Origin of the sequence: Tundrisphaera macrotermitis, assembly GCF_051175315.1 — a bacterium.
GTDB lineage: Bacteria > Planctomycetota > Planctomycetia > Isosphaerales > Isosphaeraceae > Tundrisphaera.
Map to the genome: position 1 here is coordinate 1217895 of NZ_CP195100.1, position 18659 is coordinate 1236553.

Consider the following 18659-nt stretch of genomic DNA (forward strand, 5'->3'; position numbering starts at 1 on the left):
GAACGCCCGCCGCCCCCGGATTCTCCCGCGATCAGATCCGCCGGTCGCCGCGAGGGCGGAGGGCGACCGGGGGCCGGAGCATCTCGCTCATCAGGAACGCCTCGCGCAGGCGGGCCGGGTCGGCCATCATGGCGGCCAGCTTCGAGGCCGAGACCAGGCCCGGGGCCATCGAAGATGGCGGGGTAGGCCGGCTCGCCACCGACGTCAGGCTCCGGTCGTCCATCGCCAGCGGCTGGATGTCGACCGCGGTCGCGAGTTGCTGGTTGACGTTCTGATTGACCCCGCTCACGAGCGGCGTGGTCGAGGTGCCTTCGAGCTTGCGGGGGCCGGACGCGGACGGCTTGACCCTCGCCGTGCGCCGCGTCCCGCCCGACTGGCCCTGACGACGGCGCGGAGGTGTGGCGGTCTCCGACGAGAGGATCACGATGTCATCCTCGCGGCCGAGCGTCATCCGGCCCGGGGCGGACTCGCCCGGGGGCGCCCCCCACCGCAGGGTCGGCTCGCCCGGCCTGTTCGGCCGGGACCGCTCGGGCATCGGCCGCCGCGCCGGGGTCGGCTTCGTTTCCCGATTCAGCAGCGAGGTAATGGCCCAGATCGCCAGGAAGCTGAACGGGACCAGGTACTGGATCAGCCCTTCGAGATTTCTCATGGACGACCTCCCCGGGTCCTGGGATCGGGAGATAGGCGGAGGACGCCGGTCACGAGGCGACCTGGTCGCGTCGGGTGTTGTTGGTGCCGGCGATCGTGGACCTCATCTCGGTATCGGCCTGGACGTTGCGGAGCTGGTAGTATTCGTTGACCCCGAGGTTCCCCTTGCGGAACGCATCGGCGATGGCCAGCGGCACCTCGGCCTCGGCCAGGATCACCTTGGCGCGATTCTCCTGGACCGAGGCGATCATCTCCTGCTCCATGGCCACGGCGAACGCCCGGCGTTCCTCGGCCTTGGCGCGGGCCACGCGGGTGTCGGCCTCGGCCTGGGCCGCCTGGAGGTTGGCGCCGATGTTGTCGCCCACGTCGATGTCGGCGATGTCGATGGACAGGATCTCGAAGGCGGTCCCGGCGTCCAAACCCTTCTCCAGCACCCGCTTGCTGATCGAGTCCGGGTTCTCCAGCACCTGCTTGTGCGAGGCGGCCGAGCCGATGGTGGTGACGATGCCCTCGCCCACGCGGGCGATGATCGTCTCCTCGGTGGCTCCGCCGACCAGGCGGTCGATGTTGGTGCGGACCGTCACGCGGGCCTTGGCCTTGAGCTGGATGCCGTCCTTGGCCACGGCGTCCACGGTCTGCCGCCCCTTGGTTGGGTCGGGGCAGTCGATCACCTTCGGGTTGACGCTGGTCTGCACCGCGTCCAGCACGTTCCGCCCGGCCAGGTCGATCGCGGCGGCCCTCTTGTAGGACAGGGGGATGTCGGCGCGGTTGGCGGCGATCAGGGCGCGGACCACGTTGGGCACGTTGCCGCCGGCCAGGTAGTGGGCCTCCAGGCTCCGGGTGGTCAGGCCGTCCTTCTCGCTCAGCCCGGCCTGGATGGCCATGATCTTGGATCGGACGATGATGTTCGGGTTCACCTTCCGCAGCGACATGCCCACCAGGTCGATCAGGCCGACCCGGGCCTCGGAGAACTTGGCCTGGATCCAGAGATTGAAGTACTTGGCCACCAGCACGATCAGCAGGAGCAACACCAGCACGATCACGGCGATGATCACCATGACCAGGAGCTGGGTGCTCGAAGTCTGGGCCTGGGCGAAGAGCGCGGGCATCATCGGGTCGGTTCCTCAAGGTGGACGACGGCCGGGCCGTCGGGGAGCGTCAGTGGGAGCGGGGCCCGGGCCCGGGCTAGGCCCGATCGTCCTCGGTTTCGGACAGGCCCAGGGCCTCTTCCGGGGCCGACCGGACGACCAGCCGGCCCGACCGCGCCTGCACGGCCAGGACCAGGGCCCCGCTGGGGATCAGACCTTCTTCGGAGACCCCGTCCAGTCGCCGGCCCTCAAAATCGACCATGCCCGACGGCCGGAGCGGCGTCAGGGCCCGGCCGAATTGGCCGATCAGGTGATCGAGCCTCGGCCCTTCGTGGGAGACGTCCAGGTCGTCGGCGTCGGGCGGGCGGAGGAACGCCCGCTTGGCCATCGGCGTCCGGGGCAGCAGGTGCAGCCCCAGCGCGAAGGCCGCCGGGACCAGGAGGACTTCCGCCAGCAGGAAGAAGAGCCCGGCCGTCATCGACTCGGTGAAGCCCAGCACCAGGCTCACGATCAGCAAGGCCGCGGCCACCACGCCGATCACCCCGCCCGTGGGCAGGAAGACCTCCGCGACCAGCAACGCCAGGCCGATCGTCAGCGTGATCAACGGCCAGATCAGTTGACTCATGGGGGAAGCGGACTCGTCGGGCCTCGCTCATCCGGTCGCGCCTCATCGCCGCGCCGGCCACCCATCAAGTGTATGCCAACCCACCCCCCCGACGCCAACCATCTCGCCGATCCGCCCCGTTTTTCGCCGGGGTCGAGCCCGGGAAGTGAGCACAACCGGATTCGCGTACGTCGATCTCGAACGCCGCCGGGCGATCAACCCCCGGCCCGCCGAGGTCCTCCACGATCTCCTGGGCAGCGGGGCCCGGTTCTGGGAAGATGGCGCGCGGCCCTCGGTCGGCCCCTCGCGAGGGACGAAGTTCCAGGACCTCACCGGGAGAATCTCCCATGCACCGAGAACCCCTGACCGTGCCCGGCCCGCCCTGCGAATGCTGGGATCGCGACGACCCCGACCCCCAGGGCCCTTGCGGCAAACCCTCGGTCGCCCGCTGGTACTGCGGGGTTGCGCCGAGGTCGGAGGGGGAGACGGCCGACCCCGTAGATCTGATCCCCTGGGCGGCCCTTGTGTGCGAGAAGCACGATCGGGAAATGCAGGCCGAAGCCCAACGGATGAGGGGCTGAAGTCGCGAAACCGGCGAAGGGGCCGATCGCCCGGCCGGGGCTCAGGCCATCGGCCGGACGATCACGCGGGTGCCCTGGACGTCGATGACCTCGACCAGCACGTCGCGTTCGAGGTAGAGGCCGTTGGCGGAGACTTCCACCAGCAGGTTGCCGAACCGGGCCTTGCCGGTGGGGCGGAGGACCGTGGTGGTCCGCCCGGTCTCGCCCATCAGGAAGGCGAACGACTCATAGCCGGAGTCTTCCGAGGGCTTGGCGTAGGGGTCGGACAGGCCCGATCCGTCGGCCATCTCGGGCTTGAGGATCATCCGGTTGAAGACCGGGATCGACGGGATATACCGCCCCACCAGGGCAATCCCGGAACCGACGCCGACCATCACGCCGAGGAACTGGAGCAGGGTCCCGGCCATCTGGCGGTACTCATACTCCTGGGTCGGCCAGACGAAGGTATGGCTCGCCATCACGATGCTGACCACGATCAAAACGAACCCACTGAGGCCGAACACCCCGAAGCCCGGGAACACGAACAACTCTAACCCCAGGCAGACCATCCCGACCAAAAATAGGAGGATCTCCAACTGGTCGGCGGTGCCGCTGAGGTAGCGGCTCCAGAAGAACAGGAGGAACGCCAGCGCCGACGTGATGGCCGGCAGTCCGACGCCCGGCATCTTGATCTCCAGGACCATCATGAAGATGCCCACGAACAGGAGCACCCAGCCCACGAACGGGTCGTTCAGGGTCGCCACCAGGCCGTCGACCCAGGTCGGGCCGTCGACGCGGATGGTCTTGCCCTTCAGGCCGAACAGGGCCTTGAACCCTTCGACGTCGGCCACTTCCTGGCCGATCCCCAGGCTCCCCGCCTCGGAGGAGGTGACCGTGAGGATCTGCCCGGCCTCCTTGACGGTCGAGGTGTTGACGAACCGTTCGGGTTCGAGCCGGGCCTGTTCGCTGGTCACCCAGGTGGGGGCCCCGGTCTTCGTGTCGGTGGCGTGGAGCAGGGCCAGCGCGGGGTCCACCATCGCGTGGGCGACGGCGGCGGGGTGCCCCTTCTGCTGGGCGAGGTCGGCGAACCGGCGGCCGAGGCTGGTGATCTGCTCGGGTTCGAGTTCGACGGGGCGGCTCCGCCCGCCGGGCAGGACCATGCGGACGTCGCCGATCTGGCCGCCCCTGCGGAGGACGATCTCATCGCAGGCCAGGGCGATGATCGCCGACATGCCCAGCGCCCGGTCATCGATGAAGGCGACCGTCTTCATGTCCTTGATGCCGGCGATCAGCCCGGCGATGTTGTCGGCCGGGGCCAGCAGGCCGCCCGGGCTGTTGATCTGGAAGAAGACGAGGTTGACCCCCTCGCGGCGGGCCTGGTCGACACGTCGGCGGAGGTAGGACTCCTTGCCCGAGTCGATCCGCCCCTCGATCTCGATCCAGACCGGCTTGGCCTCGGAAAGCAGGGTCGGGTCGTCGGCCAGCCCCTTGGAGGCGATCCGGTAGACGTTGGCGATCGCGGCCCGGTCTTCGGCGATCAGCCGGGACAGCCCTTCGTCGCGGGCCCGCTTGGCCGGCATCACCCCGCGCTGGCCCCCGTCCCAGGCGGGCCGGACGTCGCCGGGGCCGGCCTGGTGTTCCTTGAGGAACGTCGGGAGGTTCTCGGCCAAGACGTAGTGGATCTGGCGGTCGGCCGTCCGGACGGCCTTGAGATCGGCGTCGCGGTCGAGCATGCCGGCGAGCAGGTCCGGGTCGCGGACCTTGCGGCGGGCCAGGGTGCGGAGGAACTCGCGGTATTCGTTGTGGACCGGCTCCCCCTCCGGGGTGATCGGCCCGATCGAGGCGTTGGGCCCCATCACGATCTCGTCGCACGCCAGGGCCGCCAGGCAGGCATAGCCCTTGAGCGGCTCGGGGACGTAGGCGACGGCCGACCGGGCGCCAGCCAGACCGGTCGAGAGGAAGTTTGCCAGTTCCAGCGAGGTGCCGAACCCGCTGGTGCCGGGCGCCGAGCGGCCCGGGCGGATCTCGAAGACCAGGATCGGCTCGGCCCCCTCGCGTGCCGAGCGGGCGATCAGCTGCTTGGTCTGGGCCTTGAGCCGGTCCAGCGTGTCGCTGTCGATCGGCTCCTCGATCGTAAAGAACTGGCCCGGGACGGTGCCGCCCGCGGGCGGAGGGGCCTGGGCCGCGGCCCCGCGGGGGGCGAATCCGGCGACGAGCGTGATCAGCAGGGGGGCAAGGAGGTGGGCACGCGACGATCCGGTCATAGCGGGTGGACTCCCTCCATCGATCTGCCAGGCCCCCGCCGAGGCGGGCATCCCGGCCGCGTCTCCGACCGGGCGGACGGGACGGATCCGAAGGGGTGGATCGGTCGGGCCGAATCTCCCCGGCGCCTTCCCGTGTGGGTCGATTATAAGACGCCCGGAAACCTCCGTCAAACGCCCGACGCCGGCCGGCGCAGGCCATTTGCATTTGACGAAGCCACCTCCGGCACGAAAGATGAAAGCGATCTCCGCCGATGAAGCGCACGCGATGGGTCGCGGGCCTCGCACGAACGCCACCCAGGAGCCCTCGAATGGCCACCCAGCAAAAGACCGCCGAGCAGCAGTTCCCGACCCACATCGACATCGCCGCCGACAAGCGGACGGCCCTGGTCGAGATGCTCAACCAGCACCTGGCCGACTCCTTCGACCTGGCCAGCCAGGTCAAGCAGGCCCACTGGAACGTCAAGGGCAAGGACTTCTACCAGCTCCACCTCCTGTTCGACGTGATCGCCGGCGAGGTCTTCGAGTTCGTCGACCTGATCGCCGAGCGTGCCACGACCCTGGGCGGCTACGCCACCGGCACCGTCCGGATGGCCGCCGAACACTCGGCGCTGCCCGAATATCCCACCGCGGCCATCAACGGGATGGACCACGTGAAGGCCCTGGTCGACCGCTTCGGCCTCTACGCCGGCCGGATCCGCCAGGCGATCGACGACGCCGACGAGATCGGCGACCCGACCACCGCCGACCTCTACACCCAGATCTCGCGCAAGGTCGACGAGCGGCTCTGGTTCCTGGAAGCCCACATCCAGTCGAACGGCTGAGCCACCGCGGCGATGCGGCCCCGGCCACCGGCCGCCCCGCATCGCCGTGACTCATTGCACCTTGCGGAAGATGCTCAGCGTGAGCGCCACGCCCAGCACCATCGCGATGGTGTAGCCGGCATAGCCCAGGGTGTTGATGGCCCCGGACCCCGTCCGCACGATCAGCGACGAGGCGATGATCAGCCCGGCGATCACGATGCCCGCCGTCAGGGTGTGGCTGGCCCGGGTGAGCTGGCGGACCAGTTGCTCGAAGTGCTGGAGGTCGAACTTCACGGTCAGTTCGCCGCGGCGGATCGACTCCAGCGATTGCCCCAGCGCGTCGGGCAGGAGCGTGGCGATCCGTTGGATATCCTCCAGGGTCCGGCCGGTCCGGGCCAGGAGCCGTCGCGGGTGGAACCGCCGCGCGGTCAGCTCCCGGAACAGGGGGCGGATCTGGGCCGCGATGTCGAAGTGGGGGTCGAGCGTCCGGCCGACGCCCTCGATCGTCACCAGGGCCCGGATCAGGAGGATCAGGTCGGGCGGGATCTTGAGGTGGTGGGCCCGGATGAACGTGACCAGCTCGCGCAGGAGGACGCCGAGGTCGATCGCGTCCAGGGTCAGGTCGCTGTAGGTCGCCACCAGCTCCGACACGTCCCGGCGCAGGGCCCGGGGGGCGACGTGCTCGTTGCGGATCTCCAGCGCCTCCAATGCCCGCAGGACCTTGTCCGTGTCCTCCGAGGTCAGGCCGATCAGGAGGTCGACGATCTGCTCGCGGGTCGCCGCGTCGATCCGGCCGAACATCCCGTAGTCGAGCGGGACGATCACCCCGCCCGGCTGGACCCGGAGGTTGCCGGGGTGGGGGTCGGCGTGGAAGAAGCCGAACCGGAAGATCTGACGCAGGAGGATCTTCGCCCCCCGGATTGCGACGGTGGGTGGGTCGATCCCCAGCCGACGCAGGCCGTCCAGGTCGTCGACCCCGACGCCGCCGATCAGCTCCATCGCCAGGACGCGGGATGTGCAATACTCCCGGAACACCAGGGGGATGTGGGCGAACGGCTCGCGGGCGAACTGGCCCCGGCACCGCTCCATGGTCCTCCGCTCGACGGCCAGGTCCAGCTCCCGCTTCAGGGTCCGCTCGAACTCCTTCACCTGCTCGACCGGGGAATAGGCGGCCAGCGAGGGCATCCGCCGTTCCGCCAGCGCGGCCAGGTTCTTGAGGATATCCAGGTCGGCCTGGACCACCTTGTCGATCCCCGGACGGCGGATTTTCAGGGCGACGACCTGGCCGTCGTGGAGCGTGGCCCGGTGGACCTGCGAGATCGACGCCGACGCCAGGGGCTCGGGGTCGATCGCGGCGAAGACCTCAGCCGCCGGGCGGCCGAACTCCTCCAGGAGGATCGCCTCGACCTCCTCGAACGGGAACGGCTTGACGTTGTCGCGGAGCTGGGTCAGCTCGGCGGTGTAGGCCTCGGGCAGGAGATCGTGGCGGGTGCTGAGGATCTGGCCGAGCTTGACGAAGGTCGGCCCGAGGTCCTCGCAGATCATCCGCAGCCGCGCCGGGCGGTCGCGGGTCGGGGCTTCCTCGCCCAGCGCGGCCTTCTCGATCGGCCGGATCAGCCCTTCCAGGTGGAGGGCGACCACGATGTCGTGGTAGCCGTATCGGACCAGGGTCGCCAGGATCTGACGGTAGCGGGGCAGGTCTCGGAGGTGGCCGACGGTTTCGCGAAGCAACGGGACGCGGCCCCCGACCGGAATGGGATCGACGCTTTCCAACTTCTTCGAGCCGCCCAGCTTATACCGCCGAAACGCCCTCCCACAAGGGCACATGTCGCAGTGGTGATGCGAGGTTTCGCATCGACACGCGGCCGGCCGCCCTTGCGAGTCCGATCAGGATGCGATACAGTGATCCCCGTAATCGGTTCGAGGGAATGAAGTTGTGAGCGGGGAACACGCCATGACCATCGGGGAACAGGTGAGCGTTCGCACGCTCGATACGGCCGACGACCTGGACGAAACCCGGCTGGAGGCCATCGGATTCGTCTTCCACGGGAACTTCCCCGAGCCGGGCTCAAAGAAGGCCCCCAAGGCCGGCACCAACCTGCTCCACTTCGCCCGCTGCGCCAAGCTGGAGAAGGCCGGCGAGACCGAGTCCAAGATCTGGTTCCGCACCATCGGCACCGCCAAGCAGCACCTCGACGACAAGGTCGGCGCCGCTCGCTGGAAGTGGTGCAAGATCTGCGAACGCGAGATCACCCAGAAGATCATCAACGAACGTTGAACCCACCGCCGCCCCGGCGCGATGGCGAGGCCCCGGTCCCATCCTTCGGATCGGGGTCGCTGCATGCGCCGGGGTGCCGATCAGGCCGGGCCGCCGGCCCGATCCAGCGTGGCCAGGGATTCGGCGTCCAGTTCGAGCCGGGTGGCCGCGATCAGGTCGTCGAGTTGTTCGAGGCTGGTGGCGCTGGCGATCGGGGCGGTGATGCTCGGCCGGGCGATCAGCCAGGCGAGGGCGACGCGGGCCGGGGTCGAATCCAGCCGTGCCGCAACCCCATCCAGCGCCGCGAGGATCCCCATCCCGCGGGGATTCAAATACTTGGCGGCCCCCTTGCCGCGCGGGCTCTTGCCCAGGTCGGCCTCCGAACGGTACTTGCCGGTGAGGAAACCGGCGGCCAGCGAGTAATACGGGATCACGCCGAGGTCATTCTCGACGCAGACCGCTTCCAGCTCGTCCTCGAACAGGGCCCTCTCGGCCAGGTTGTAATGCGGCTGGAGGCACTGGTAGGCGGGCAGGTTGCTGGCCTTCGCTGCGTCGAGGGCCTGCCGGAGACGGGCGGCGGTGAAGTTTGAAGCCCCGATGGCGCGGACCTTCCCCTGGCGGATCAGGTCGGCATAGGCGCCCAGGGTCTCCTCGATCGGGGTCGACTCGTCGTCCTTGTGCGACTGGTAGAGGTCGATGTGATCGACCTGGAGCCGGCGGAGCGAATCCTCGACGGCCTTCATGATGTGCTCGCGGCCCAGCCCCTGGGCGTCCGGGCCCATCTCCATGCCGACCTTGGTGGCGATCACCACCCGGTCGCGCTTGCCGCTTTGCCGGAACCACTTGCCGATGATCGCCTCGGACTCGCCCCCCTGGTTGCCGGGCGCCCACCGGGAATAGACGTCGGCCGTATCGATGAAGTCGAACCCGGCATCGACGAAGGCGTCGAGGATCCGGAACGAGGTCGCCTCGTCGATCGTCCAGCCGAACACGTTCCCGCCCAGCATCAGGGGGGCCACCTGCAGCCCGCTCCCGCCGATCTTGCGCCTGGTCACGATCTCGACTCCTGATCCTCGGGATGCATCGTCTTCCACTCCAGGTTAGGTAGGCACCCCGAGCGAGGCAAGTCGGCCGGCCCGGCGAAATCCGGCCGCAAACCGGGGCCGGATCGCCTCTCCTTGGTGTGTGGGCCGGATGACGGGATCGGGGAGACGGCGATGACGACCGACGCGGAACTCGTTCGGGCGGTGCTGGACGGGGACCGCGATGCCTTCGCCCAACTGGCCACACGCCACCAGCGGCTGGCCTGGGCCACGGCCTGGCGCGTCCTGCGCGACGACCATGCGGCCTCGGACGCGGCCCAGGAGGCGCTCTTCCAGGCCTATCGCGGCCTGTCGGGCCTCCGCGATCCTTCCCAGTTCGGCGCCTGGCTGGCCCGGATCGCCCGCCGCGAGGCGGTCCGGGTCGGCAGGCGGCGAATGCCCGACTCGATGCCGAACGGCGATGGCCCACCGCAGCCCGAAGCCCGAAGTGTGTTCGACGATCGGGACGCAGGCCTGCTCGAAGCGGTCGGGCGGCTCAAGGAGCATGAACGGGTTGTGGTCGTCATGCACTACCTCGAAGGCCGGCCGGTCGCCGAGGTCGCCCTGACGCTCGGCCGGCCCGTGGGCACGATCACGAAGCGCCTATCCCGGGCCGTCCGGAACCTGCGCGAACGCCTGGGCGTCAAGGACCCGAGTTGAACCTCCACCCATCGGAGAAAGGAACGACCATGTGTCCCGATGAACTCGAAACGGAACTGGCCCGGCTCCGGGAACGTTGGCCGGTCGGTTCGATCGTCGATCCGGTGATGGAGCGAATCCGGGCCGAGCCGGCCCGGTCCCGGCCGCTCTGGTGGCGCCGTCGCGTCGTGGCCGCGCTCGCCGGGTCGGGCCTTCTGGCCGCCTCGGTCCTGGCCTGGATGATCGTCTCGACCACGCCCCGATCCGTCCGGGCGGCGGTCCAGGATGGGCTGGGCCGCGCGGCCTCCGCCCACCTGACCATCCTGGCCCACGACGAACAGGGACGGCCGTCCCGGTCGGACGTCTGGTATCGCCGGGGCGAGGGCATGCGTGCAAAAGGCCCGGGCCGGGTCCTGGTCGAAGACGGCCGATACGAGTGGACCTGGGATCCGGAGGTCGCCGAAGCCGACCGGGTCGTCTTCCGGCAGCCGAACACGTCGCCGTTCGTCAACGAGATCGGCAGGCTCCTCGATCTTGACGGCCTTCCCTCCGGCTGGGTTCGGCGCAGCGGCCCAGAGCATGACGCGGTGATCTCGGGAGTCGCCTGCCGGCGCTTCATCGTCGTCCCGCCGGATGGGGAGGACGGGTCTCCGGGGCCAAGCCGCACCCGGGTAATTTATTTCAAGGACGGAACCGGCCGGATCCGCCGGATCGAGATCCAGCAGAAAAGCGATGAGGCTTGGAAATCTGACCGTGAGATCACGATCGCCTACGATGAGCCGGTGGCTCGCGAGCAGGTTGAGGCGCGACTGCCGGAGGGCGTGCGGGTCGTCGATCGCAACCGGATTTTCGAGGAACGATACCCGCTGGATCGCGCCCTCTCCCGCGTCGAGGTCGGAGGGCTGATCCTGGCCGTCCACGACCTCCGGCCGATGGCGGGTCGCGAAGGCTTCTTCGTCGTCTCCTCGGTCCGGGGGACCGCCGAGCACGTGCGCCGGTTCCCGCCGCATCGCCGGATGATCAACACCGAGGCCAGCGTTTTGGAGGTCGCGTCCCAACCGGTGACCAACAGGATGTTGAGCGGGACGTATGACCTGATCGGCCTGGCCTCGGCGGCCCGCGAAGGGGTCGAGTATGCCTGGTGGATGATCGTGCCTCGCCGGCACTTCCGGGTCGAGGATGGCCGCAAGGTGTTTGTTCCCGAGCTGGGCTGGGTCCCGTCCCCGGGCGAACCCGGTCGTTTGGATGACTTCGAGGGCCAAGCTCGCATCCCCCTAAGGGCGACCTATGACGATCCCGCCCATCGCGGCCCGGACGGTCTGCCGCAGCAGGTCGAGCGATGGGCGACCACCCCGCTGCCGCCCGACGCCCGCCCCCTGTCCCTGGAGGAGGCGGCCACCCGGACCCGGGCCGACCTGCGGGTGATGCGGCACGCGGGCACTTCCGCGATGCTCGGGGTCGCGCCCGATGCTCGGGCTTTCCCGGGCCAGGGGCGGCCCCTGTCGGGCTTCGATCCCGATGCCACCACCGACGCCGACTATGCCGCCGCGGTCCGCCGGGGCCTCGAAGACATGCGGGCCCAGGATCAACTCGGCGATCCGGCGCCTTTCCCCGAGGAGGGGCCGCGCTGAGCGGCGGGTCGGCGCGTGACCAGGATCAGGGCGGCGATCCCTAGCGAGGGGACCACGCAGAACAGGGCGAAGGCCGCCCAGGCCCGCCAGTCGCTCCAGCGGGCGCGCTCGACCCAGACCACGGCCGCCCAGGAGGCGGTCAGTACGAAGTCGAGCATGGCGAGGTCGAAGACGCGATCGGTCCGGAGCAGCTCCCAGAGCCGGGGGCTGTCCAGGCCGATCGTGCGGTGGATCTCCCAGAGGAGCCAGCCCCCGACCGGCACGGCGATGGCCAGGATGGCCCAGGCCGTGGCCGGGTGTTCGCTCAGCCGGGGAGGAGCCGGGGCTTCGGCTTCGGTCGGCATCGGTCAGTCGGCCGCTTGGGCCGCCTCGGGCATCGGGAGGGCCGGGGCGGAGGGGTCGGCCGAGTGGCGGAGGAGTTCGTCGAGCCGGAAGGCGTGGTAGGGCTGGTTCGCGGCCGGCTCGCCGTCGGACGAGGCGTTGGCCACCCAGAACCGGGTGGTCGAGGTCTCGAACAGGACGCTGTGGAGGTTCGACTTCATCGCCACCGGGCGATCCATGAGCGAGCGAGCCGTCTCGGCGGTGAAGGTGCCGTGGCCGGCCTTCACCCGCTTGGCCAGCTCCTCGTAGCGGGTGCCGATCGACAGGAGGACCGAGTCGGGCACGGCGTGGGGCAGCCGGGGCTCGGCCTCGCCCATCTTCACCACCGTGAAGGCATTCCACGAGGCTTCGAGGCCGACCGCCTGCTTCGTTTCGCCGTCGGCCACGACGTAGAAGTACTGGCAGGTGCGGGGCTTGTCGCGGAACAGGGCCACCGCCGCGTCGAGGTCGCGGGCCTCCTCCAAAGCCATCCTGACCAGCAGGGCCATCGGCACGCCGTCCCAGTGGCCGAGGCCGCCGCCGCCCATCTCGCCGATCGAGATCCGCTCGGCGTTCATCCCGGTCACGCTGCCGATGAACCCGGCATAGGTCACGTTGACGAACGGGACCTTCCCCTCGGGCTCGGCCACGACCAGCACGGCGTGGTCCTGGAGCTTCCAGTCGCAGCCATAATCGAGGATCCGCCCGTGGTACATCGCCCCGTCGCGGGTGGCGGAGTTGGCCAGGGCGAACCCGGAGCAGTGGAACATCTCGGGGATGAAGTTGGCCGCGACGATCTCATCCAGGGCCACGCCCGAGCCTTCGGCGATCCCGGTCATCTCCTCGTAGAATCGCGCCGGGACGTGCTTCCGCTGCATCTCGGAGATCGAGAGGATCAGCCGCTTGGGGTCGAGCTTGACCTTGAGGCCCAGGACCTCGGGACTGGGGAACTGCTTGGCCTTCACGTCGAACAGGTAGCGGACCTGCGCGGTGATGTCGTCCCTGAGCAACGTCCCATGCTGGAGGCCCATCGCCCGGGGCGATCCCTTGAGGTGCAGGACCTTGTAGCCGTCCACCTCCTCCAGATATCCATCGCCGCAACGGGCAATCGTCCGGGTCTCGGCCCGGGAGGGGGCGGCGAGCGCCAGGAGGAGGGAAAGCGTTGCCAGCAGGCGCAGGGTCGATCGGGCCATCGGTCGGTTCTCCTGGTCGGGCCAAGGTCGTCCGGGGATAGTCTACCGTCGATCGGCGTCGGATCCGGGATTTTGTGGGATCTCGGATCACAAGCCCTGGCCGGGGGCCGAGTTCCCCCCGGGCGGGGTCGGCTTGAGCCAGGCGGTGAACCAGTCGAGGATGGCGCGATGCTGCTCGGGGGTCACGACGTGGCCGACCTTCGGGGCGACCATGATCTTGAGCCGGTCGTCGGCCCCGGCCGCATGGAACGCCTCCCGGGCCGAGGCAAAGGCAATTTCGGCCCCCTCGATCGGGCAGTTCGGGTCGTTCTCGCCGTTGACGATCAGGAGCGGCCGGCCGGCGAACAGGCGGACCAGGCTTGGCCCGTCGTAGACGTCGAGGATGCCGGGCAGGATCTTGGGCCAGAGGGCCAGGCAGGTGTCGCGGGTCACCTCGGGCTCGCCCCTCTCCCTCGCGACCGCCTCGTGGGCGGCCCTCACCGTGTTGGCGCGGGCCTTCCAGCGGTCGTGATCGAGGCCCCAGCGGAAACTCTGCATGGCGATGGCCGGCACCGCCACCTTGATCCGGTCGTCGGCGGAGGCGGCCAGCCAGGTCTCGATCCCCCCCTTGCTGATGCCCATCAGGCCGATCCGATCGGGGTCGACGTCGGGCCGGGCCTGGAGGTAGTCGACGGCCCGCCACACATCCCAGACGGTATCGTAATAGAGCGGGTGCGTGGCCGGCTCATCGGGCTTCGCCCGCCAGGCCCGGACGATCGCATCGTTATACGCCTCGGTCCCCGGCCTCCCCCCGGCCCGCTCGCCGTGATACCGGCCGTCCAGGGCCATGACCAGGAACCCCCGGCTGGCCAACTCTTCGAGCCAGGGCTTCATCCCCTCCTTGTTCCCCCCGGTGCCGTGGAGCGCGATCACCGCCGGCCTCCGCCCGCGATCGGCCCCATCGCGCGGCTTGACCACCAGCGCCGGGACGCGCTCGATCGACCCGTCGGGATGGGCCTCGGAGGCGAACGACACGCTCTGCCGGGCGAACTCCGATCCCGTCGCAGGGACATCCTCCTCCCGAGGATCGAGCGGGACCCGGGGCCGATCCAGATCCTTGAGGAACCGGGCCCGGATCTCCGCGGCAGGAGGCAGCGGAGGCGGTGCCTGAGCCCTCAGCGGGATCGGGATCAGGAGCAGTCCGAGGAGGATCGGGAAGGCGTGCGGTTTCAAAAGAATCGCCTCGCTGGCCCCGGGAGGTCCCGGGCTCACCTCAGTCTTGTCTCGATGGGCCCAGGGAAGGCTAGACGACCCGAGTCCTCGATTCCAGCGAAATCACGAGGATTCTAAGCCTTCGAAACGACGAAGGCCGCCCGACTGAAACGGGCGGCCTTCGCGATTGAGTTGCACCGGCAGGAGTCGAACCTGCTACCTCCAGGTTATGAGCCTGGCGAGCTACCGGTGCTCTACGGCGCGACTCCGAATCTACCCGAATGCCCCCGCCCTGTCCACCCCGATCGTGCGATAATGTCGCGGTCCCGATTATCGGAGGTCGAGGGGACGAATCGTTCGAAACGACGAAGGCCGCCCGACTGAAACGGGAGGCCTTCGCGATTGAGTTGCACCGGCAGGAGTCGAACCTGCTACCTCCAGGTTATGAGCCTGGCGAGCTACCGGTGCTCTACGGCGCGACTCCGAATCTACCCGAATGCCCCCGCCCTGTCCACCCCGATCGCAAGGATTGTCCGAAACTCGGATCGGACGAGCATCAGGCGTGCTTCTCCAAGCTGCGAGTGAGGCGTTGCTGGAGCAGGGCGAGGACGGCGGCCTCTTCGGGGCGGAGGTTGGCGAGGTTCTCGCCGATCTCGGCCTCGGCCCGGGTCTTCAGGGTCCGGAGCATCGAGCCGTCGAGATAGGCCTCGATCACCTCCGGGTGGACGTAGCATTTCCGGCAGACCGTCGGGGTGTTGCCCAGGCGGCCGGCGACATCCTCGATGGCGCGGAGGATGTTCTTCTTGGCCTGGGCCTCGGAGTCGAACACCTCGAACTCGCGGAGGGCCATCGCGGCCAGGACGGTGCCGGCCCAGGTGCGGAAGTCCTTGGCGGTGAATTCGAGGCCGGCGGCCTCGCGGAGGTAGGCGTTGACGTCCGCCGAGTCGATCGTGTGCCGCCCGCCGTCGTCGTCGAGGTACTGGAACAACTCCTGCCCGGGCAGGTCGCGGCACTTGCCGACGATCCGGGCGAGGCGGGGGTCGTCGAGGTCGATGTCGTGGCGGACGCCGCTCTTCCCCTTGAACCCGAACCGGACCGACTTCCGGCCGACCGTGACGTGGCGGTCGAGCATCGTGGTCAGGCCGAACGAGCGGTTGTTCCGGGCATACTCCTCGTTGCCGACCCGGATCAGGGTCGTTTCCAGGAGCCGGACCACCGCCGCGAGGACTTTCTCGCGGGGCAGGCCCGATCGGGAGAGGTCGGAGTCGACGCGCCTGCGGATCGTGGGCAGGGCGTCGGCGAAGGCCATCATCCGGCCGAACTTGGTCTCATCCCGGACGCTCCGCCAGTCGGGATGGTAGCGGTACTGCTTCCGGCCCCGGGCGTCGCGGCCGGTGGCCTGGAGATGGCCATCGGCCCGGGGGCAGATCCAGACCTCGGTCCAGGCGGGAGGGATTGCCAGCGAGCGGATCCGTCCCAGGGTTTCCCCGTCGCGGATCGCCTTGCCATCGGCCCCGCGATAGGACACGCCCCGGGCGGTCACCACCCGGGTCAGGCCCGGGGTTTCGTCCGAAACATACCGGAGCCCCGCCGCCCGCGCCGAGACCTCGGGCGCGACGCGGATCTCCGGCCCGGGTTTTGCGACTTTCTTGCTGATCTTTCTGGCCATGATCAGGCCATGTGCAAGCGTCGTGCCTCTCCCGATTCCGATCCGCGAAACCGCCCCGCCAGGCACCCCGCGGGCCTGAAGCCCGGGATCGATCGGCGGGGTCCACCCGGTCGCGAAGCCGCCCGCGCGAGTCCCAGTCCCCGACCTAGACTCCCTGCATCCGCACGCCCGTCCTTCGCCCCGTCCCGTAGCGGAGCTTTCCTCGATGACCCGTCGCGTCCTCTTCCTCGCCCTGATCTCGACCTGTGTCGGGCCTGCATCCGCCCCGATCGCCCGGGCGGACGATCCGCCCCCGGGGGTGAAGCCTCGGGAGGTGCATTGGCCCGGGGAGGGCGGGAAGAAGATCGAAGTGTCGGTCGGGATTTTCCTGGTGAGCTTCGCCCGGATCAACCTCCGGGAAGAGTCGTTCGACATGGCCGGCTATCTCGACACCAGCTGGGTCGACCCCAACCTGGCCCTCCCGCCGGGCGAGCGCCGGGGCCGGCTCCGTCGCTATGCCCACGGCGTGATCTGGGCGCCGGCGTTGGAGTTCGTCAACGCGGTCGAGCAAGTGAATGCCGAGCGGGACGCCGACCTCTATGTCGCGGATGATGGCCGGGTGACCCAGCGGGTCCGATTCAGCCACAAATTCCAGTCGCCATTCCGCCTGGAGCGATTCCCTTTCGATGCCCAGATCCTTTCGGTCGTGGTGGCGCCCTTCGACCCGTTCGCCAAGGACCTCAATCTCGTCGTGGATCCCGGACGGGTCGGCCAGTTGGAGGAGGCCTCGGCCCCGGACTGGCAGATCATGCGGGTCTCGGCCCGCGACGAGCTGCTGCCCGGAGGGGACCCGACCGACCGCCGATTCGTCTTCGAAGTCAGGATCCGCCGGCAGTGGAACTATTATTTCTACCGGGTCCTGTTCCCCATGACCTTCCTGGTGATCGCGACCTGGACGGTGTTCTGGTTCGAGCCGAACAACCTCCAGCCTCAGATCAGCACGGCCCTGGCGATCCTCCTCTCGTTCGTGACCTTCAACTACGCCGTCGACTTCTCGCTGCCCAAGGTCTCCTACCTGACATTCATCGACCGCTATGCCTTGACGTCGTTCGGCTTCGTCCTGGCGGTGACGTTCGCTGTCTCGGCGCTGCACGTGCTGATCCGGGAGAAAGGGCTCGATCTGGCACTGAGACTGCAACGCCGGGCCCGCTGGGCATTCCCCCTGGCCTACCTCCTGACGATCATCGGGCAGGCCATGCTGGCCTTCCGGTGACCCGGGGGGGACCGGCCTGCATCCCTACGCCATCACCAGACCGCGAGTGACGTCATGCCATTCATGCCCTTTCAGATCCTCGGAATCTGGTTCCGCGGGCTGCTCGCCGTCGCCATCCTCGCCGGCGGGATCTACGGGATCTGGTCCTGGTACGATCGCTCCCGGGTGTTCGAGGCCGACCCGATCCCCGCGAAGGCCGGCGAGCGAGCGGACCCGTCGACCGACGGCCAGCCGCGATTCGAATTCGTCCGGGTCGAGAAGCCGAGGCGGGTATTCCACTTCCGCCCGGACTGGGACCGCACCACGGCGCTGCTGGCGATCGGTTCGAGCCTTCTGGCCATCGGGCTGGCCGGGCGTTGGATCGGCGGCGGGGTCGCCCGTCTCGCCTCGGCGGCGAAATCGACCTCGAATCCCGGCCCCTACGGCGATCCTCGCGAGGAACGCACCGGGGAGAGCCACCGGATCCGCCGCCCGGACGGCTCCGAGCTGCACGTCGAGTGCTACGGGCCGCCCGACGCCCCGCCCATCGTCTTCTCACACGGTTGGGGCTCCAACAGCACCGAGTGGTACTACCAGAAAAAGGCCCTCTCCGATCGCTACCGCCTGATTGTCTGGGACGAGGCCGGGCTCGGCCTGTCGACCCAGCCCGCGAACCGCGACTACCGCCTGGAGAAGTTCGCCGCCGACCTCGAAGCGGTGCTGACCTTCGCCGGGGACCGGCCGGCGGTGCTGGTCGGCCACAGCATCGGCGGGATGACCGTGCTCACCTTCTGCCGTTTGTTTCCGGAGGCCCTGGGGCGGAAGGTCGCCGGGCTGGTGCTGGTCCATACCACCTATACCAACCCGGTCCGCACGACCTCGATGGCCACGCTCTATACGGCATTGGAGAAGCCGGTCCTGATCCCGCTGATGCATCTCACCATCCTGACCTGGCCGATCGTCTGGGCGTTGAACTGGTTGAGCTACCTGAACGGGTCGGTCAACCGATCGACCCGCAAGAGTTCGTTCGCCGGCACCCAGACCGAGGGGCAGGTCGACTTCGTGGCCCGGGGGCTCCCAAAACACCGGCCCGACGTCCTGGCGCGGGGGATGCTGGGGATGATCGCCTATGACGCCACCGCCGTCCTCCCCATGATCCGGGTCCCGACCCTGGTCGTGATCGGCGACAAGGACACGACCACCCTGCCGGAGGCCGGAGAACGAATCGCCCGGACCGCGCCCGCGGGGAAACTCGCCACCCTCGCCCCGGCACGGCACATGGGGCTGCTGGAACACCACGAGCGATTCAACGAGCTGCTGTCCGGATTCGTCGACAGCTGCCGGTCGGCCGGTCGCCCGGGTTGAGCGGGAGCGGACGGCCTGGGAGGGAGACCGGGGGGGTGCGGCGATTGACGCTGCCCGCCCGGCCCCCTAAGATCGGG

Annotated in this window: 17 protein-coding genes and 2 tRNA genes; 7 read left to right on the forward strand and 12 right to left on the reverse strand. The window is 69.1% G+C overall.

The features are described from left to right. Positions 1-31: 31 nt before the first annotated feature. From TA3x_RS05215 to TA3x_RS05225, 3 genes are all read right to left on the reverse strand, one after another. A complete protein-coding gene (locus TA3x_RS05215; RefSeq protein ID WP_435019049.1) occupies positions 32-649 on the reverse strand; it encodes a hypothetical protein in 618 nt (205 codons plus the stop codon). Between the two features lie 49 nt (positions 650-698). Beyond that, positions 699-1760: a flotillin-like protein FloA gene (floA, locus tag TA3x_RS05220; protein ID WP_435019050.1), complete on the reverse strand. Its 1062-nt coding sequence runs from the start codon at positions 1758-1760 to the stop codon at positions 699-701. Positions 1761-1833: 73 nt separating this feature from the next. After that, positions 1834-2361 (reverse strand): NfeD family protein, encoded by a 528-nt coding sequence (locus TA3x_RS05225; protein WP_435019051.1) that lies wholly within the window; start codon positions 2359-2361, stop codon positions 1834-1836. Positions 2362-2687: 326 nt separating this feature from the next. On the opposite strand from TA3x_RS05225, the gene TA3x_RS05230 reads away from it, so the two are divergent. After that, positions 2688-2921, forward strand: a complete 234-nt coding sequence (locus TA3x_RS05230; RefSeq protein WP_435019052.1) for a hypothetical protein — start codon at positions 2688-2690, stop codon at positions 2919-2921. Between the two features lie 41 nt (positions 2922-2962). On the opposite strand, the gene TA3x_RS05235 is transcribed toward TA3x_RS05230, so the two are convergent. Further along, positions 2963-5164 (reverse strand): NfeD family protein, encoded by a 2202-nt coding sequence (locus tag TA3x_RS05235; protein WP_435019053.1) that lies wholly within the window; start codon positions 5162-5164, stop codon positions 2963-2965. Between the two features lie 308 nt (positions 5165-5472). On the opposite strand from TA3x_RS05235, the gene dps reads away from it, so the two are divergent. After that, the gene (gene dps, locus TA3x_RS05240) at positions 5473-5985 is read left to right on the forward strand and encodes a DNA starvation/stationary phase protection protein Dps (protein ID WP_435019054.1); all 513 of its coding nucleotides are present in this window, start codon (positions 5473-5475) and stop codon (positions 5983-5985) included. Between the two features lie 51 nt (positions 5986-6036). On the opposite strand, the gene TA3x_RS05245 is transcribed toward dps, so the two are convergent. Then, the gene (locus tag TA3x_RS05245; protein ID WP_435019055.1) at positions 6037-7695 is read right to left on the reverse strand and encodes an ABC1 kinase family protein; all 1659 of its coding nucleotides are present in this window, start codon (positions 7693-7695) and stop codon (positions 6037-6039) included. Between the two features lie 223 nt (positions 7696-7918). On the opposite strand from TA3x_RS05245, the gene TA3x_RS05250 reads away from it, so the two are divergent. Beyond that, positions 7919-8242 carry a hypothetical protein gene (locus TA3x_RS05250; RefSeq protein ID WP_435019056.1) on the forward strand — a complete coding sequence of 108 codons (324 nt, stop codon included), beginning with the start codon at positions 7919-7921 and terminating at the stop codon, positions 8240-8242. Between the two features lie 80 nt (positions 8243-8322). Here the strand turns inward: TA3x_RS05250 and TA3x_RS05255 are convergent, their stop codons facing one another. After that, entirely contained in the window at positions 8323-9276 is a 954-nt protein-coding gene (locus TA3x_RS05255; RefSeq protein ID WP_435019057.1) for an aldo/keto reductase, read from the reverse strand. Between the two features lie 162 nt (positions 9277-9438). Between TA3x_RS05255 and TA3x_RS05260 the strand changes: the two genes are divergently transcribed. Then, complete coding sequence (locus tag TA3x_RS05260; protein ID WP_435019058.1) at positions 9439-9963, forward strand: RNA polymerase sigma factor; 525 nt, start codon at positions 9439-9441, stop codon at positions 9961-9963. A 29-nt stretch (positions 9964-9992) separates the two neighbouring features. Then, positions 9993-11573 carry a LolA family protein gene (locus TA3x_RS05265; RefSeq protein ID WP_435019059.1) on the forward strand — a complete coding sequence of 527 codons (1581 nt, stop codon included), beginning with the start codon at positions 9993-9995 and terminating at the stop codon, positions 11571-11573. Here TA3x_RS05265 and TA3x_RS05270 read toward each other — a convergent pair. The 6 genes from TA3x_RS05270 to TA3x_RS05295 form a co-directional block, all read right to left on the reverse strand. After that, on the reverse strand, positions 11528-11917 hold the full coding sequence (locus TA3x_RS05270; protein WP_435019060.1) for a hypothetical protein: 390 nt from the start codon (positions 11915-11917) through the stop codon (positions 11528-11530). The genes TA3x_RS05265 and TA3x_RS05270 overlap by 46 nt on opposite strands. 3 nt (positions 11918-11920) lie before the next feature. After that, positions 11921-13126, reverse strand: coding sequence for a C45 family autoproteolytic acyltransferase/hydolase (locus TA3x_RS05275; RefSeq protein WP_435019061.1), 1206 nt, complete (start codon positions 13124-13126; stop codon positions 11921-11923). 87 nt (positions 13127-13213) lie between these two features. Then, positions 13214-14338, reverse strand: a complete 1125-nt coding sequence (locus TA3x_RS05280; RefSeq protein ID WP_435019062.1) for an alpha/beta hydrolase family protein — start codon at positions 14336-14338, stop codon at positions 13214-13216. A gap of 171 nt (positions 14339-14509) precedes the next feature. Then, positions 14510-14581, reverse strand: a tRNA-Met gene (locus TA3x_RS05285). A gap of 143 nt (positions 14582-14724) precedes the next feature. Further along, positions 14725-14796 (reverse strand) — tRNA-Met (locus tag TA3x_RS05290). Between the two features lie 77 nt (positions 14797-14873). After that, positions 14874-15986, reverse strand: coding sequence for a DNA topoisomerase IB (locus tag TA3x_RS05295; RefSeq protein ID WP_435019063.1), 1113 nt, complete (start codon positions 15984-15986; stop codon positions 14874-14876). A gap of 205 nt (positions 15987-16191) precedes the next feature. Here TA3x_RS05295 and TA3x_RS05300 point away from each other — a divergent pair, with 205 nt between their 5' ends. Beyond that, the gene (locus TA3x_RS05300; protein WP_435019064.1) at positions 16192-17238 is read left to right on the forward strand and encodes a hypothetical protein; all 1047 of its coding nucleotides are present in this window, start codon (positions 16192-16194) and stop codon (positions 17236-17238) included. A gap of 54 nt (positions 17239-17292) precedes the next feature. Further along, positions 17293-18582, forward strand: coding sequence for an alpha/beta fold hydrolase (locus tag TA3x_RS05305; RefSeq protein WP_435019065.1), 1290 nt, complete (start codon positions 17293-17295; stop codon positions 18580-18582). The last annotated feature ends 77 nt before the right edge of the window (positions 18583-18659 follow it).

What these genes read in the sequence shown, in the direction of transcription:
- TA3x_RS05215 (WP_435019049.1), bottom strand. Translation starts at nt 649, where the DNA reads ATGAGAAATCTCGAAGGGCTGATCCAGTACCTGGTCCCGTTCAGCTTC.
- floA (WP_435019050.1), bottom strand. Translation starts at nt 1,760, where the DNA reads ATGATGCCCGCGCTCTTCGCCCAGGCCCAGACTTCGAGCACCCAGCTC.
- TA3x_RS05225 (WP_435019051.1), bottom strand. Translation starts at nt 2,361, where the DNA reads ATGAGTCAACTGATCTGGCCGTTGATCACGCTGACGATCGGCCTGGCG.
- TA3x_RS05230 (WP_435019052.1), top strand. Translation starts at nt 2,688, where the DNA reads ATGCACCGAGAACCCCTGACCGTGCCCGGCCCGCCCTGCGAATGCTGG.
- TA3x_RS05235 (WP_435019053.1), bottom strand. Translation starts at nt 5,164, where the DNA reads ATGACCGGATCGTCGCGTGCCCACCTCCTTGCCCCCCTGCTGATCACG.
- dps (WP_435019054.1), top strand. Translation starts at nt 5,473, where the DNA reads ATGGCCACCCAGCAAAAGACCGCCGAGCAGCAGTTCCCGACCCACATC.
- TA3x_RS05250 (WP_435019056.1), top strand. Translation starts at nt 7,919, where the DNA reads ATGACCATCGGGGAACAGGTGAGCGTTCGCACGCTCGATACGGCCGAC.
- TA3x_RS05260 (WP_435019058.1), top strand. Translation starts at nt 9,439, where the DNA reads ATGACGACCGACGCGGAACTCGTTCGGGCGGTGCTGGACGGGGACCGC.
- TA3x_RS05265 (WP_435019059.1), top strand. Translation starts at nt 9,993, where the DNA reads ATGTGTCCCGATGAACTCGAAACGGAACTGGCCCGGCTCCGGGAACGT.
- TA3x_RS05270 (WP_435019060.1), bottom strand. Translation starts at nt 11,917, where the DNA reads ATGCCGACCGAAGCCGAAGCCCCGGCTCCTCCCCGGCTGAGCGAACAC.
- TA3x_RS05275 (WP_435019061.1), bottom strand. Translation starts at nt 13,126, where the DNA reads ATGGCCCGATCGACCCTGCGCCTGCTGGCAACGCTTTCCCTCCTCCTG.
- TA3x_RS05295 (WP_435019063.1), bottom strand. Translation starts at nt 15,986, where the DNA reads ATGGCCAGAAAGATCAGCAAGAAAGTCGCAAAACCCGGGCCGGAGATC.
- TA3x_RS05300 (WP_435019064.1), top strand. Translation starts at nt 16,192, where the DNA reads ATGACCCGTCGCGTCCTCTTCCTCGCCCTGATCTCGACCTGTGTCGGG.
- TA3x_RS05305 (WP_435019065.1), top strand. Translation starts at nt 17,293, where the DNA reads ATGCCATTCATGCCCTTTCAGATCCTCGGAATCTGGTTCCGCGGGCTG.